The 12,831-nt window shown below is 57.7% G+C and carries 19 protein-coding genes; 11 read left to right on the forward strand and 8 right to left on the reverse strand.

Features of this window, described 5'->3' with window-relative positions:
• Both ACOYIE_RS05180 and ACOYIE_RS05185 read left to right on the forward strand, forming a co-directional pair.
• A partial coding sequence (locus ACOYIE_RS05180) for a L,D-transpeptidase (RefSeq protein WP_433411083.1) occupies window positions 1-452 on the forward strand: 452 nt, incomplete at its 5' end.
• A gap of 241 nt (window positions 453-693) precedes the next feature.
• Entirely contained in the window at window positions 694-2,061 is a 1,368-nt protein-coding gene (locus ACOYIE_RS05185) for a citrate/2-methylcitrate synthase (RefSeq protein WP_433411085.1), read from the forward strand.
• A gap of 103 nt (window positions 2,062-2,164) precedes the next feature.
• Here ACOYIE_RS05185 and ACOYIE_RS05190 read toward each other — a convergent pair whose 3' ends face one another.
• The 5 genes from ACOYIE_RS05190 to ACOYIE_RS05210 form a co-directional block, all read right to left on the reverse strand.
• A complete protein-coding gene (locus ACOYIE_RS05190; protein WP_433411086.1) occupies window positions 2,165-2,545 on the reverse strand; it encodes a desulfoferrodoxin family protein in 381 nt (126 codons plus the stop codon).
• Window positions 2,546-2,611: 66 nt separating this feature from the next.
• Window positions 2,612-3,100: a deoxycytidylate deaminase gene (locus ACOYIE_RS05195; RefSeq protein ID WP_433411087.1), complete on the reverse strand. Its 489-nt coding sequence runs from the start codon at window positions 3,098-3,100 to the stop codon at window positions 2,612-2,614.
• Between the two features lie 26 nt (window positions 3,101-3,126).
• Window positions 3,127-3,783, reverse strand: coding sequence for an ABC transporter ATP-binding protein (locus ACOYIE_RS05200; RefSeq protein ID WP_433411088.1), 657 nt, complete (start codon window positions 3,781-3,783; stop codon window positions 3,127-3,129).
• Between the two features lie 106 nt (window positions 3,784-3,889).
• The gene (locus ACOYIE_RS05205) at window positions 3,890-5,374 is read right to left on the reverse strand and encodes a Na+/H+ antiporter NhaC family protein (protein WP_433411089.1); all 1,485 of its coding nucleotides are present in this window, start codon (window positions 5,372-5,374) and stop codon (window positions 3,890-3,892) included.
• Between the two features lie 177 nt (window positions 5,375-5,551).
• On the reverse strand, window positions 5,552-6,916 hold the full coding sequence (locus tag ACOYIE_RS05210; protein WP_433411090.1) for an alanine/glycine:cation symporter family protein: 1,365 nt from the start codon (window positions 6,914-6,916) through the stop codon (window positions 5,552-5,554).
• A 273-nt stretch (window positions 6,917-7,189) separates the two neighbouring features.
• Here ACOYIE_RS05210 and ACOYIE_RS05215 point away from each other — a divergent pair, with 273 nt between their 5' ends.
• Both ACOYIE_RS05215 and ACOYIE_RS05220 read left to right on the forward strand, forming a co-directional pair.
• Window positions 7,190-8,002 (forward strand): radical SAM protein, encoded by an 813-nt coding sequence (locus tag ACOYIE_RS05215; protein WP_433411091.1) that lies wholly within the window; start codon window positions 7,190-7,192, stop codon window positions 8,000-8,002.
• Entirely contained in the window at window positions 7,999-8,721 is a 723-nt protein-coding gene (locus tag ACOYIE_RS05220) for a queuosine precursor transporter (RefSeq protein ID WP_433411092.1), read from the forward strand. Before ACOYIE_RS05215 ends, ACOYIE_RS05220 begins: the two co-directional genes overlap by 4 nt.
• Before the next feature lie 78 nt (window positions 8,722-8,799).
• On the opposite strand, the gene ACOYIE_RS05225 is transcribed toward ACOYIE_RS05220, so the two are convergent.
• Window positions 8,800-8,973, reverse strand: a complete 174-nt coding sequence (locus tag ACOYIE_RS05225; RefSeq protein ID WP_433411093.1) for a ribbon-helix-helix domain-containing protein — start codon at window positions 8,971-8,973, stop codon at window positions 8,800-8,802.
• Window positions 8,974-9,101: 128 nt separating this feature from the next.
• Between ACOYIE_RS05225 and ACOYIE_RS05230 the strand changes: the two genes are divergently transcribed.
• A complete protein-coding gene (locus tag ACOYIE_RS05230; RefSeq protein ID WP_433411094.1) occupies window positions 9,102-9,320 on the forward strand; it encodes a hypothetical protein in 219 nt (72 codons plus the stop codon).
• A 41-nt stretch (window positions 9,321-9,361) separates the two neighbouring features.
• Here the strand turns inward: ACOYIE_RS05230 and ruvX are convergent, their stop codons facing one another.
• Window positions 9,362-9,781 (reverse strand): Holliday junction resolvase RuvX, encoded by a 420-nt coding sequence (gene ruvX / locus ACOYIE_RS05235; protein WP_433411095.1) that lies wholly within the window; start codon window positions 9,779-9,781, stop codon window positions 9,362-9,364.
• Window positions 9,782-10,040: 259 nt separating this feature from the next.
• On the opposite strand from ruvX, the gene rpmG reads away from it, so the two are divergent.
• The 6 genes from rpmG to rplA all read left to right on the forward strand — a co-directional run bounded on the left by rpmG (window position 10,041) and on the right by rplA (window position 12,518).
• Window positions 10,041-10,190, forward strand: a complete 150-nt coding sequence (rpmG, locus tag ACOYIE_RS05240) for a 50S ribosomal protein L33 (RefSeq protein ID WP_110435831.1) — start codon at window positions 10,041-10,043, stop codon at window positions 10,188-10,190.
• 18 nt (window positions 10,191-10,208) lie between these two features.
• Window positions 10,209-10,439 (forward strand): preprotein translocase subunit SecE, encoded by a 231-nt coding sequence (gene secE, locus ACOYIE_RS05245; protein WP_433411096.1) that lies wholly within the window; start codon window positions 10,209-10,211, stop codon window positions 10,437-10,439.
• A gap of 17 nt (window positions 10,440-10,456) precedes the next feature.
• Window positions 10,457-10,993, forward strand: coding sequence for a transcription termination/antitermination protein NusG (gene nusG / locus ACOYIE_RS05250; RefSeq protein WP_433411097.1), 537 nt, complete (start codon window positions 10,457-10,459; stop codon window positions 10,991-10,993).
• A 16-nt stretch (window positions 10,994-11,009) separates the two neighbouring features.
• A complete protein-coding gene (locus tag ACOYIE_RS05255) occupies window positions 11,010-11,147 on the forward strand; it encodes a hypothetical protein (RefSeq protein ID WP_433411098.1) in 138 nt (45 codons plus the stop codon).
• Window positions 11,148-11,284: 137 nt separating this feature from the next.
• A complete protein-coding gene (gene rplK, locus ACOYIE_RS05260; protein WP_433411099.1) occupies window positions 11,285-11,710 on the forward strand; it encodes a 50S ribosomal protein L11 in 426 nt (141 codons plus the stop codon).
• 112 nt (window positions 11,711-11,822) lie between these two features.
• Complete coding sequence (gene rplA, locus ACOYIE_RS05265; RefSeq protein WP_433411100.1) at window positions 11,823-12,518, forward strand: 50S ribosomal protein L1; 696 nt, start codon at window positions 11,823-11,825, stop codon at window positions 12,516-12,518.
• A gap of 116 nt (window positions 12,519-12,634) precedes the next feature.
• Here rplA and ACOYIE_RS05270 read toward each other — a convergent pair.
• Window positions 12,635-12,831 (reverse strand): hypothetical protein (locus ACOYIE_RS05270; protein WP_433411101.1); only part of this gene is annotated, 197 nt, incomplete at its 5' end.

Consider the following 12,831-nt stretch of genomic DNA (forward strand, 5'->3'; position numbering starts at 1 on the left):
ACGCCGTTCAGAACGACTATAAGCCGTATGAAAAGGAAGTCTGGGTCAACGCCAAGGGATATTCCAGCCGCTCCCAGTACCTGCTCTGGATTAACCGCGCGTACCAGCATGTCAATGTGTTTACAGGCTCCAAGGGCAACTGGAAGCTGGACCGCTCCTACCTTGTCGGCACGGGCGCGATGAGCACACCCACGCCGACCGGCGTGACCACCGTTACCTATAAGCTCGCCGCCGGCTGGACGACCAGCACCTATACCGTGCGGCCGGTCGTTGGATTCTATCCGAACTCGGGCTATGCGTTCCACTCCCGCCTGTGCTACCCGGGCACGGATAAGGAATATGATTTCAGCGGCGGCTACCCCATTTCGCACGGCTGCATCCGCATGAACAAGGCGGACGTGCAGTGGATTTACGATACGGTGCCCATCGGCACAACGGTTGTGATCTTCTGAAAAACAAAATGAGAGACAGAAGAAGCCGGACGCAGGAGCGTCCGGCTTCTTCGCTTTGAAGTGCAAAAATATTTGCAGAATGAGAAAATAAAACTTGCGTAAAGAAATTATGAACAAGATTAAAAAGGCGGTAAAACACGCTTTTGTACGATTTTACAAGCCATGATGTTTGACATATTTGCAGGATTGCGGTAAAATAGATTCATATTTTAACTCCCGATCCGGAAAGGAGAACAACTCGATGACATATCAGGAAAATTTTGTAAGCGACGGTCTTTTGCAGGAACTCAGCGACAGCTTCCGGCAGCATGACCAGATACCGAGCGAGCTGTTCTCCCGATACAACATCAAGCGCGGCCTGCGCAATGCGGACGGCACGGGCGTGCTGGTCGGCGCGACCCGCCTGGGCAACGTACACGGCTATATTCTGAACGAAGGCGAGCGCGAACCGATTGAAGGCCGCCTGACTTACCGCGGTTATAATGTATACGACCTGATTGACGGGCTGGAGGAAGAAAACCGGTTTGGATTTGAGGAAATCGGCTACCTGCTGATGTGCGGCGCGCTGCCCACCCGCCGGCAGCTGGCGGAGTTTCAGAAGACCATCGGCTTGGAGCGCGCGCTGCCGGATAATTTTACCGAGGATATGATTATGCGCGCCCCCAGCCGCGATATTATGAACAAGCTGGCCGGCGCAACGCTTGCGCTGTATTCCTACGACCGCAATCCGGATGAGACGACGGTGGAAAACATCATGCGGCAGGGCATCAGCCTGATGGCCAAGTTTCCGGTCATCATTTCGCATGCCTATCAGGCCAAGCGGCGGTATTTTGACGGGGATTCCATGTATCTGCATGTGCCCGATCCGGCCCGCTCCACGGCGGAGAATATCCTGCATCTCATCCGGCCGACGGGCGAATTTTCCGACGATGAAGCCAAGCTGCTTGACCGCTGCCTGATTCTGCATGCCGAGCACGGCGGCGGCAACAACTCCTCGTTTACGGTGCGCGTCACCTCGTCTTCGGGCACGGATACCTATTCGGCCATTGCGGCCGCGGTGTCCTCGCTCAAGGGGCCGCGGCACGGCGGCGCCAATCTGCGCGTGGTGCGGCAGTTTGATGAAATGAAGGCCAATCTGCAAAACTGGCGGGATGAAGGCGAAGTGGCCGACTATCTGCGCAAGATTCTGGACCGGCAGGCCGGAGACGGCTCGGGCCTGATTTACGGCATGGGCCATGCCATTTATACCCTGAGCGACCCGCGCGCGGTGGCGCTCAAGCAGGCGGCGCGTCCGCTGGCGGAAAAGAAGGGCTTTTCCGAGGAAATGGACCTGATTGAGCTGGTGGAAAAGCTGACGCCGGAGATTTTTGCGGAAAAGAAGGGCGATATCAAGCCGATGTGCGCCAATGTGGATATGTATTCGGGCTTTGTTTATAAGATGCTCGGCCTGCCCAAATCGCTGTATACGCCGCTGTTTGCAACGGCGCGTATCGTGGGCTGGATGGCCCACCGGCTGGAAGAGGTCACAACGGGCGGCAAAATCATCCGTCCGGCGTACAAGCCGCTGTGCAAGTCGGTTGTGTATAAGACGCTCGATCAGCGGAAATAAAAAAACCGGGGGCTTTTGCCCTCGGCTGAGACCGTCGGAAACGTTTTTCACGCTGAAAAAACAAAAGCTGAGGGATGTTCCCTCAGCTTTTTTGTATTTGCAATTACAGAACTACGCGCCACAGGCCGTGCAGGTTGCAGAATTCGTAAACGGCTTCGGGCTTTTCATCGGGCGCAAGGGCAAAAACAGCCTCAGGCGCGCCGGTGTGATTGAGCACTGCGCGGTGTACGCCCTTATCGGTTACCAGCCAGATGAACGCGATGTGATGCTCTTCGGTCATCGGGTGCGCCACTTCGCCCACGCAGACGCGGACGAGGCCGTCCTCTGCCTTGACTGCCGGCACATGCTTTTCCGCCGCGCCGTCGGTCTCACCGGCCTTGAACTGCTTCATCGGCTCGCCGCAGCAGATGACCGGAACGCCCTTGTCCTCTACCATTTCGATGATGTTGCCGCAGTGCATGCATTTGAAAATCTTGAGTTCCATGTGAAAAATCCTCCTGTTTATATAAAAATTTCAATAGGGGACGGAATATGGAAAGCGTTGCGGCGGTCAATAACCGCGCTGGCCGTCCAGCACGTCGTCATGATAAATCCAGTCGCGCACGCTGACGGTATCATATGTATCATTATCGCGCCGGATGACGACTTTTTCGATGCCGGCGTTGATAATCAGCCGCTTGCACATCGTGCAGGAGTTGGCGTCCGGCATGATTTCGCCCGTCGCCATGTCCTTGCCGACGAGGTAGAGCGTGGCGCCCAGCATCTGCTCGCGCGGGGCGGCGATGATGGCGTTGGCCTCCGCATGGACCGAACGGCAGAATTCATACCGCTCGCCGCGCGGAATGCCCATGCGCTGCCGCACGCACACGCCGAGGTCGATGCAGTTTTTCCGTCCGCGCGGCGCGCCCGTGTAGCCGGTTGAGACGATCACATCATTTTTCACAATCACCGCGCCAAAATTGCGCCGCAGGCAGGTGCCGCGTTCCAGCGCAACCTGCGCCATGTCCAGATAGTAGTTTTCCTTGTCGCGTCGGTTCATAATACGCCTCCCCAAAGGTGTGGTGTTCAGGCGCGCAGCGCGCCGTTTTCCAGATACAGCCGCCGCGCAGCCCGCGCGGCAGCGGAAGGATCGTGCGTAATCAGCACAATGGTGTTGCCTTTTTGATGCAGCGTTTGCAGCAGGGCAAGAATATCGGCCGCGGCCTCGGGGTCGAGGCCGGCGGTCGGCTCGTCCGCCAGGATGACGTCCGGACGGGTGACGATGGCCCGTGCAATGGCAACCCGCTGCTGCTGCCCGCCGGAAAGCTGGCGCGGCCTGTGTTCCGCGCGGTGGGAAAGGCCGACGGCAGAGAGCGCCAGCGCCGCCCTTGCCCTGCGCTCACGCGGGGGCACGCCCTGCAGCATCAGCGGCAGCGCGATGTTTTCCAGCGCGCTCATGCCGTCAATCAGCTGAAAGCGCTGAAAGATAAAGCCGATTCTGCGCGCGCGCAGCGCGGCAAGCGAGGCCGGCGGCAGGGCGGAAACATCCTGCCCGCCCAGCAGATAGCGGCCGCCGGACAGCGTGTCCAGCAGGCCGAGAATGTGCATCAGCGTGGATTTGCCCGAGCCGGACGCGCCCATGACGGAAACATATTCGCCCGCGCGCACGGTCAGGCTGATATCATCCAGCGCGCAAACGCCGCTCTTATCATATATTTTACTCGCATGCATCAGTTTTAGCAAGAGATTTTCGCCTCCGCCTTTCAGTTTGCCGGAAAACGCGGAAATTATGCCGGCAGGCAGAAAAAAAGCTCCCCCGCAGATGCGGAGGAGCCTGAAAAGGGTGAGGTTAGGCCTGTTTGCTGCATTTTGCGCGGATGACCAGCGTTGCCGCAAACAGCAGCACCACGCCGGCGACGAGCGCGACAAAACCGCTGCCCGTAAAGCCACCGATCAGGTAGCCGGCAAAGCTGATGCCTGCAATCAGCAGCGCGTAGGGCATCTGGGTGGATACATGGTCAATGTGGTTGCACTGCGCGCCCGCAGAGGCCAGAATGGTCGTATCCGAAATGGGCGAGATATGGTCGCCGCAGACCGCGCCGGACAGGCAGGCCGCCACGGTCATAATCAGCATGTTGCTGAGCGTATCGCCGAACACGGCAACCGCAATCGGGATGAGGATGCCGAAGGTGCCCCAGGAGGTGCCGGTGGCAAACGCCAGGCCAAGCGCAATCAGGAAGAAGATGGCCGGCATCAGCATGGTGATCATGGAATCGCCGTGAACAACCGAGGATACATAGCCGCCGATGTCCAGGTAATCTTCCGAGCAGACGCCGGACAGCGTCCACGCAAGGGTCAGAATCATCAGCGCCGGTACCATGGCCTTGAAGCCTTCGGTGAAGGATTCGCAGAACTGGCCGAAAGTGAGCACCTTGCGCGGGATATACAGAATGAACGTGACAATCAGCGTGAAGAACGAGCCGAGCACCAGCGAGGTGGAAGAGCTGCAGTTGGCAAACGCATCCACAATGGAGGCGCCTTCCAGAATGCCGCCCGTATACAGCATGGCCGAAACACACAGCACAATCAGCACAACAATCGGGATGATAAGGTCGGACACCTTGCCCTTGCCGGCGACGACGTGGGTTTCCTGCAGGTTTTCCAGATCGTCGTTCTTGTGGTCCAGCGCGTACTTGCGCATCGGGCCGAAGTCAAAGTCAGAGGCCATCAGCCACATCAGGAAGACGAGCGTCAGCAGCGCGTACAGGTTCATCGGAATGGTCTGCAAAAACAGCGAGAAGCCGTCAATCGAGCTGCCCTCCGGCAGCGAGGTGCTGACCGCGGCCGCCCAAGAGGAGATCGGCGCGATGATGCACACGGGCGCGGCCGTCGCGTCAATGATATAGGACAGCTTGGCGCGGGTGATTTTATGCTTGTCCGTCACAGGGCGCATAACCGTGCCGACGGTCAGGCAGTTGAAGTAATCATCCACAAAGATGAACATGCCGAGGAACGAAGTTGCAAACGAAGCGCCGCGGCGGGACTTGATGGATTTTACCGCCCATTCGCCGTAAGCGCGGGACGCGCCCGACTTGGTGACAAGCGAAACCAGTATGCCGAGCAGCACCAGGAAAATGCAGATGTTGATATTGCCGCCGACCTTGTCTCCCATAATGGTGAACGTGGTTTCAACAGCAGTGAGCGGATGGAAGCCCGTATACAGCAGCGCGCCCGACAAAATGCCGATGAGCAGCGAAGAGTAGACTTCCTTGGTGATGAGCGCCAGCGCGATCGCAATAATCGGCGGGAGCAGGGTCCAAACGGTAGCCGTCATGATTTCTTTTCCCCCTAGGATATTTTTCACCGGCGACGAATCCGCATGCCGCCGGTAATCACTTCTTATTTTACATTTATTTTTCCGTTATGACAAGGACAAAATGCAAATACCGGATATTTTACTGCGGGTTTGTGTAATCTGCGGGGAAAAGACGGAACGGGCAGGGGGTTTTTGTCACAAATGGTTTGCTCTGCAAAAGTGCTGCCATTCGGCCAGGATTTCGCGCCGCAGGGCCAGAACGCCCGCAAGGTTGGGCAGCGCCATCAGGCCGTTGAAAACGTCCGAGACCGCCCAGACCAGGTCGAGCCGCATCATGCAGCCGGCGGCGGCCGCGGCGATGAACAGCACGCGGTAAACGGGCGCGGACCATGCGCCGAGCAGGTATTCGGCGGCCCGCTGCCCGTAATACGACCAGCCGGGCAGCGTGGAAAACGCAAACAGCACCAGCGAAAGCGCGACAAAGCTGCCGCCCGGGCGGCCGAACACGGTGGAAAACGCGGCGGCGGTCAGGCGCGCGCCCGTCAGCCCGCCGGCGCCCTGATAGACGCCGCTGCACAAAATGACCAGCGCCGTGATCGTACACATGACGATGGTATCGAAAAACACCTCAAAAACCGCCCACATGCCCTGCCCGCACGGCTCGCTGGCGTCGGCCGCGGCATGCACCATGACCGAAGAGCCCAGTCCGGCTTCGTTGGAGAATACGCCGCGCGCCACGCCCGTGCGCACGGCCTGCATCACGCCGTAGCCCAGCACGCCGCCCGCGCCCGCCCGCAGGCAGAAGGCTTCGGAGACGATGAGCCGCAGCGCGGGCAGCAGCGCCTCCCTGTGGACAAACAGCACGGTCAGCGCGCCGCCCAGATAAAACACCGCCATAAAGGGCACCAGCGCCTCGGTTACGCGGGAGATGCGGCGCAGCCCGCCCAGCATGGCGCAGCCGAGCAGTCCGGCGGTACACAGCCCTGTAACCAGCGGCGGCACGCCGAACACGCTGCCTATCCCCTCCGCAATGGCGTTGCACTGGCTCATGTTGCCCATGCCGAACGACGCCAGCATGCAGAACAGGGCGAACGCACCGGCCAGCAGCGGGCTGTGCAGCCCGTTTTTCAGATAGAGCATGGGCCCGCCGCGCCACGCGCCGTCCGCGCCGCGCTCGCGGTACAGCATGCCGAGCGTATTTTCCGCAAATCCGGTCATCATGCCGAAAAAGGCCGAAACCCACATCCAGAACACCGCGCCCGGCCCGCCGGCTGTCAGCGCGGCGGCCACGCCCGCAATATTGCCCGTGCCCACCGTGGCGGCCAGCGCGGTACACATGACGGCAAAGGGCGAAACGGCGTTTTTATCCGCTTTGCGCCGCGCCCTGCCGGAAAAGCAGGAAAAAAGCGTCCGCCGCAGCCAGAACGGCGCGCAGCGGATTTGAAACAGGCGGGTCTGGAGGGTGAAATACACGCCCGTTCCCGCAAGCAGCACCAGCATGGGCGGTCCCCAGACAAAGGCGCGCAGCATATCGCACAGCAAAAGCAGTCGGTCAAGCACAGGCATTCCCCTTTCAGGGTTACGATATGCTTGACTTTCCGGAGAAATTCGCTATAATGGAAAAGCAATCAAAGAACAGACAGTTCGGAACCATCCTGTCTTTAAACAAAACTAGGACACCTTCCATCAAAACTACAGTTTTGATGGAGGAGGATCGATCGCGCCGGAAGCGCGAGTCAATCCCGGGCGCGATCTTTGCGCGCCGCAGAAGCGGCACACAAAATCGCTTTCTTGTATCAAAAATCAGGCGCGGCTCCTGATTTTTGATGACCATTGCAGAACAATGGTCTGTTTGATGGCGCGCTGCGCGCGCTGGGATGGTGTACCGTTTTGGGTACGCCATATTTTTTTGCAGAAAGGAGCGGTCTCCCTGTGGAGATGACCCGTTATTCCGTTATTGCGGACAAAAATCCGCGCGAAATCGTGCTGCTGCGCGGGCGCGGCTGCGCATGGAAGCGCTGCCGCTTTTGTGACTATCATCTGGACGCTTCGCACGACGCGGCGGCAAACCTTGCCGTAAACCGCGCGGCGCTGGCACAGGTGACGGGCGCCTATCACCGGCTGGAGGCGATCAACTCCGGCTCGTTCGCCGAGCTGGACGGGGACACCGTGCGCGAAATTGAGCGCGTCTGCCGCGAAAAGGCCATCCGCGACCTGCACATCGAAAGCCACTGGCTCTGGCGGCGCACAATCCCCGCGCTGCGCGCGCGGTTTGCGGAGCTGGGCGTTCGCCTGCATGTCAAAATCGGGGTGGAGACCTTTGACGCGGCCTACCGCGAGCGGGTGCTCGATAAGGGCATCGAGGAATCCGACCCCGCGAAGATCGCCGCGGATTTTGACGACTGCTGCCTGCTGTTCGGCCTGACCGGACAGACCGCGGACAGCATGCGCCGCGATATCGAGACCGGCCTTGCCTGGTTTGACCGCGTCTGCGTCAACATCATGGTTCCGAACACCACTGCCGTTCATCCGGACGACGCGGTGCGCGCCGTGTTTGCGCGCGAGATTTATCCGCAGTATCAGGATGACCCGCGGGTGGATATCCTGTTCAACAACACAGATTTTGGCGTAGGAGAAGCAGAATGACAAATGAAATTTTATTGATTGGTTCGCTGGTGGTGCTGTACGGCTCGGTGCTGCTGTGGTTTTACCTGTTCGGCACGGGCGGGCTGATGGCATTTACGGTGTTCGCCACCATCGCCGCCAACATTGAGGTGATGATTCTGGTGGACGCCTTCGGCATGGAGATGACGCTCGGCAACATCTTATTTGCCACCACCTTTCTTGTGACCGACATTTTAAGCGAGGTGGCGGGCAAAAAGACCGCGCAGAAAGCGGTCTGGGCCGGTATTGCGGCCAACGTGCTGTTTATTCTGGTGTCGCAGTCGTGGCTGGTGTACATACCTGCGGCGGGCGACTGGGTCATGCCCTCGATGCAGGCGGTATTTTCCAACACCCCGCGCATGATGCTGTCCTCGCTGGCGGTTTATGTGGCGGCACAGCTGTTTGACGTATGGCTGTACCACGCATGGTGGAAGCTGACCGAGCGCAAAACCGGCGATCACCGCGCCTTTCTGTGGCTGCGCAACAACGGTTCCACGCTCATTTCCCAGCTCATCAACGCCGTGCTGTTCACCGGCCTGGCGTTCTGGGGCACCTATGATATGCCGACGCTGATTTCGGTTGCGCTGTCAAGCTATGTGATTTTTATTTTCACCTCGCTGCTCGATACGCCGGTCGTTTACGCGGCGCGGCGGCTGTATGAAAAGAAACTGGGGCAGACGCACGACGGCGCGGCGGAATAAAAAACGGAGCCCTGCCGCGCCCCGCGCTCCATACACAAAACCTTTGCACAGTTGAAAAGGGCGGCCTTTCGGCCGCCCTTATGCTTTCGGTATTTCTTTGTGATATTTGCGCAGCAGGTCCTCAATCGCTTCGTCCAGCAGTCTGGATTTGGGAATGCGGGTTTGCTTTGCCAAAGCGTCAAACGGCGCGACAAGTTCGTTTTTTAAGGACGACGTGAAACGTTTGCGGTACTTCAAATAAGGTTCCGGCATACTATCACCTCTATTATGATTCAGTTATATTGCTTATGATTCATTATATCGCTGCAACCACCTGAATGTAATTGGTTGCAAATAGTGTCTATATAGTGTATAGTATGAACAAAAGGAGAGGTGATGGTATGCCCTGCGATGTCCCGAAAAAAGGCGCGGCGCCCCGTGTGTGCGCGGCCTGCGGATACTATCAGCCGTTTTACCGCCGCAAAGCGCACAGAACCTTCGTCAAACTGTGTTTCGGCCGCTGTCTCAGGGGGGTGCGGGGCATGCCGCTGCCCGGCGATGAGCCGGCCTGCGGCCGTTTTGCCGCGCCGCCGGACGGCGCGGACCGCAACGCGCAATAAAAAAAGCAGAACAGCAAAAGCTGCCCTGCCGTTTTGCCGCGTCAGCCGTGCATCCGCTGAAAATCCAGATACCCCTGCAGGATGAGCGTGGCCGCGACCGCGTCCACGTTTTCGCGGTGCTTCTTTTCTTTTTTGCCGCTGCGGTGAAGAATATCGTGCGCGGCCACCGTGGTGCGCCGCTCGTCCCACAGAACGACGGGCACGCCCGTGCGCGCTTCCAGTTCCTGCGCCAGCGCTTCGCACTTCTGCGCGCGGGGACCGGCCGTGCCGTCCATATTTTTGGGATGGCCCAGCACGATTTTTTCAATTTTCTGCTGCCCGATGTATGCGCACAGCTTGTCCAGCAGCTTTTCATAGTTCCATTCATGGATGACGCTGGGCGAACCGGCCAGAAAGCCCGTTGGATCGGAAATGGAAAGACCGGTGCGCGCGTCGCCGTAGTCAATGCCCAAAATTCGCATATAAAAACTCCTGCTTTATGTAATATACATCGAGTATAGCATAGATTTGACATAAAAAACAGCACTTTTTGCGGAAATTCCTCTTGACCGCCGTCCTGCCCCATGCTATACTATAAGAACCTATGCAGGTTCTTTTTTTTGCGCGCATTTTTCGTGTGTCCGGAAAACGCGCGGTGAACGCTGCAAAGGGAGGCAAACGGTCCCCGCGCCTGGAAACAGGCAGAACGGGACGAAATTTTAAAAGGAGGTGCCGTTATTTATGCGCGTAAAAATCACGCTCGCCTGCACGGAGTGCAAGCAAAGAAACTATGACACGATGAAGAACAAGAAAAACGATCCGGACCGTCTGGAAATGAACAAGTACTGCCGTTTCTGCCGGAAGCACACGCTCCATCGCGAGACGAAGTAAGGGAAAGGAAGTAGCTTCATGGCAGAAGAAACCAAGGTTAAGAAGCCCAGTCTCTTTGCGCGAATCGGCAAGTGGTTCCGTGAGCTGAAGAGCGAGTGCCGCAAGATTGTGTGGCCCACCCGTCAGCAGACGGTGAACAATACGCTGGTCGTCGTTGCCTGCGTCATCGTTGTTGGCATTTTCATCTGGGTACTGGATGTTATCTTCGGCCTCGGCGTTCAGGCATTGATTACGCACTTCGCCGCCTAACCTAAAAGGAGGCAATTATGGCAGACGCTGCAAAATGGTATGTGGTCCACACATACTCCGGCTACGAAAACAAGGTAGCCTCTTCGATTGAGAAAGCAGTTGAAAACCGCAAGCTGCATGATCTGATCACCGCCGTTAACATTCCGACCGAAACCGTGACGGAGGTTAAGGACGGCAAAAGCCGCGAAGTGGAACGCAAGCTGTTCCCCGGCTATGTGCTCGTAAAAATGGTGATGACCGACGAAACCTGGTATCTGGTGCGCAACACGCGCGGCTGCACGGGCTTTGTCGGGCAGGACAAGTCGGGCGGTTCCAGACCCATTCCGCTGACGGAGGAAGAAATCCTCTCGATGGGTGTGGAAAAGCGCGAGATCGAGGTAAGCTACGCGGTTGGCGACAGCGTGCGCGTTATCGACGGGCCGCTGGCCGGCTTTATCGGCGTCGTTTCGGCTCTTGAGCCTGAAAAGAACATTGTAAACGTAGTGGTTTCCATGTTCGGACGCGAGACCCCTGTCGAGCTTGCGCTCGATCAGGTAGAGACGCTTGACGAATAAAAAGGCTTTTCGGGGCTTGCGCAGCCCCACCCGCCGTCAGGCGGCATGCAATCCGCAGCTCTGTGAGCTGCATCCAAACAGCGAGCTTTGCTCGGTGTTTGGATACCCCGACCCAGCCGCCCTGGGCGGCGTCATTCGGGTATCGTCTGGCTGAACAGCCGGACGTATATAGGGTGCTCCACAAGCACCCTATACAAAAACGTCGCTTCGCTCCCGTTAGAGCGCGGCAAGTGGGAGAATGCATCGTCATTCGACAGCCACCACATTTTTTGAAGGAGGAACCTTTCAGTTATGGCACAGAAAGTAGTAGGTTATATTAAGCTCCAGATTCCGGCCGGCAAAGCAACCCCGGCTCCCCCGGTAGGTCCGGCTCTTGGCCAGCATGGCGTGAACATCATGGCCTTCACCAAGGAATTTAACGAGCGCACCAAAAACGATGTCGGCATGATCATTCCGGTTGTTATCACCGTTTACGCTGACCGTTCGTTCAGCTTTATCACCAAGACGCCTCCGGCGGCCGTCCTGATCAAGAAGGAATGCAACATTGAGTCCGGTTCGGCTGTTCCGAACAAGACCAAGGTTGCCAAGCTTTCCAAGGCGTCCCTGCAGAAGATCGCTGAGATCAAGATGCGCGACCTGAACGCTGCTTCCATCGAAGCTGCGATGAGCATGGTTGCCGGCACTGCCCGTTCGATGGGTATCACTGTCGAAGAGTAATTAAAAAAATAAGCTGAATGGATTTTGACCGCGCTCTTTATTGCAGGCGCCGGTCAAAGTGGGAGGGTTAGGTTTAGCCTATTCCCGCATTACCACTTAAGGAGGATTTATTGTGCATAAAGGTAAAAAGTATGTAGACAGCGCAAAGACCATCGACCGCACCAAGCTGTACGATCCGGCTGAAGCGCTTTCCACCGTTGTTTCCACTGCCAAGGCGAAGTTCGATGAGACCATCGAGCTGCACGTTAAGCTTGGCGTTGACTCCCGTCATGCCGACCAGCAGGTTCGCGGCGCGATCGTTCTGCCGAACGGCACGGGCAAGCAGGTTCGCGTAGCGGTGTTCGCCAAGGGCCCCAAGGCGGACGAGGCGCTGGCTGCCGGCGCTGACATCGTAGGCGCAGAGGACCTGATGGAGCGCATCCAGAAGGAGAACTTCTTTGAGTTTGACGTAGTTATTGCTACGCCGGACATGATGGGCGTCGTTGGCCGTCTGGGCCGCGTGCTCGGCCCTAAGGGCCTGATGCCGAACCCGAAGGCGGGCACGGTTTCCATGGACGTTGCCAAGGCCGTTCAGGAGTCCAAGGCCGGTAAGATCGAGTACCGTCTGGACAAGACCAACATCATCCACTGCCCGATCGGCAAGGCTTCCTTCGGCGCAGAAAAGCTGCAGGAGAACTTTGACGCGCTGATGGGCGCGATCATCAAGGCCAAGCCGGCTGCTGCCAAGGGCCAGTATATCCGTTCCTGCGTTGTGGCTTCCACCATGGGCCCCGGCGTTAAGGTGAACGCAGCCAAGATGATGGGCTAAGACCCCTTTTTTCTGAAAGCGCCGCGCGCTTGCAGAGAAAGGCCGTTTTTCCGGCGTCCGGCCGGAGTAAAGACGATCTCAAAAGCACGGTATCCCAGGGGTGCCGTGCTTTTTCTTCAACCGCTGTTTCGCAGGCCGGCAAACGCTGAAAAATTTTTGCGGTTTGCAGAAAAAACGCTTGACAAACCGCGTATTCGTCTATATAATATAAGAGCTTGGTCAAAGACAGCAGGCAGCCGTATGGCTTGAAAGGCGTTTTCGCCGCCCGCCGAGGTCAACACAATTGAGGTTGTTTTTTGTGTACCCTCCTGTG

The sequence above is a fragment of the Agathobaculum sp. genome, from assembly GCF_050946325.1.
Taxonomy (GTDB): Bacteria; Bacillota; Clostridia; order Oscillospirales; family Butyricicoccaceae; genus Agathobaculum.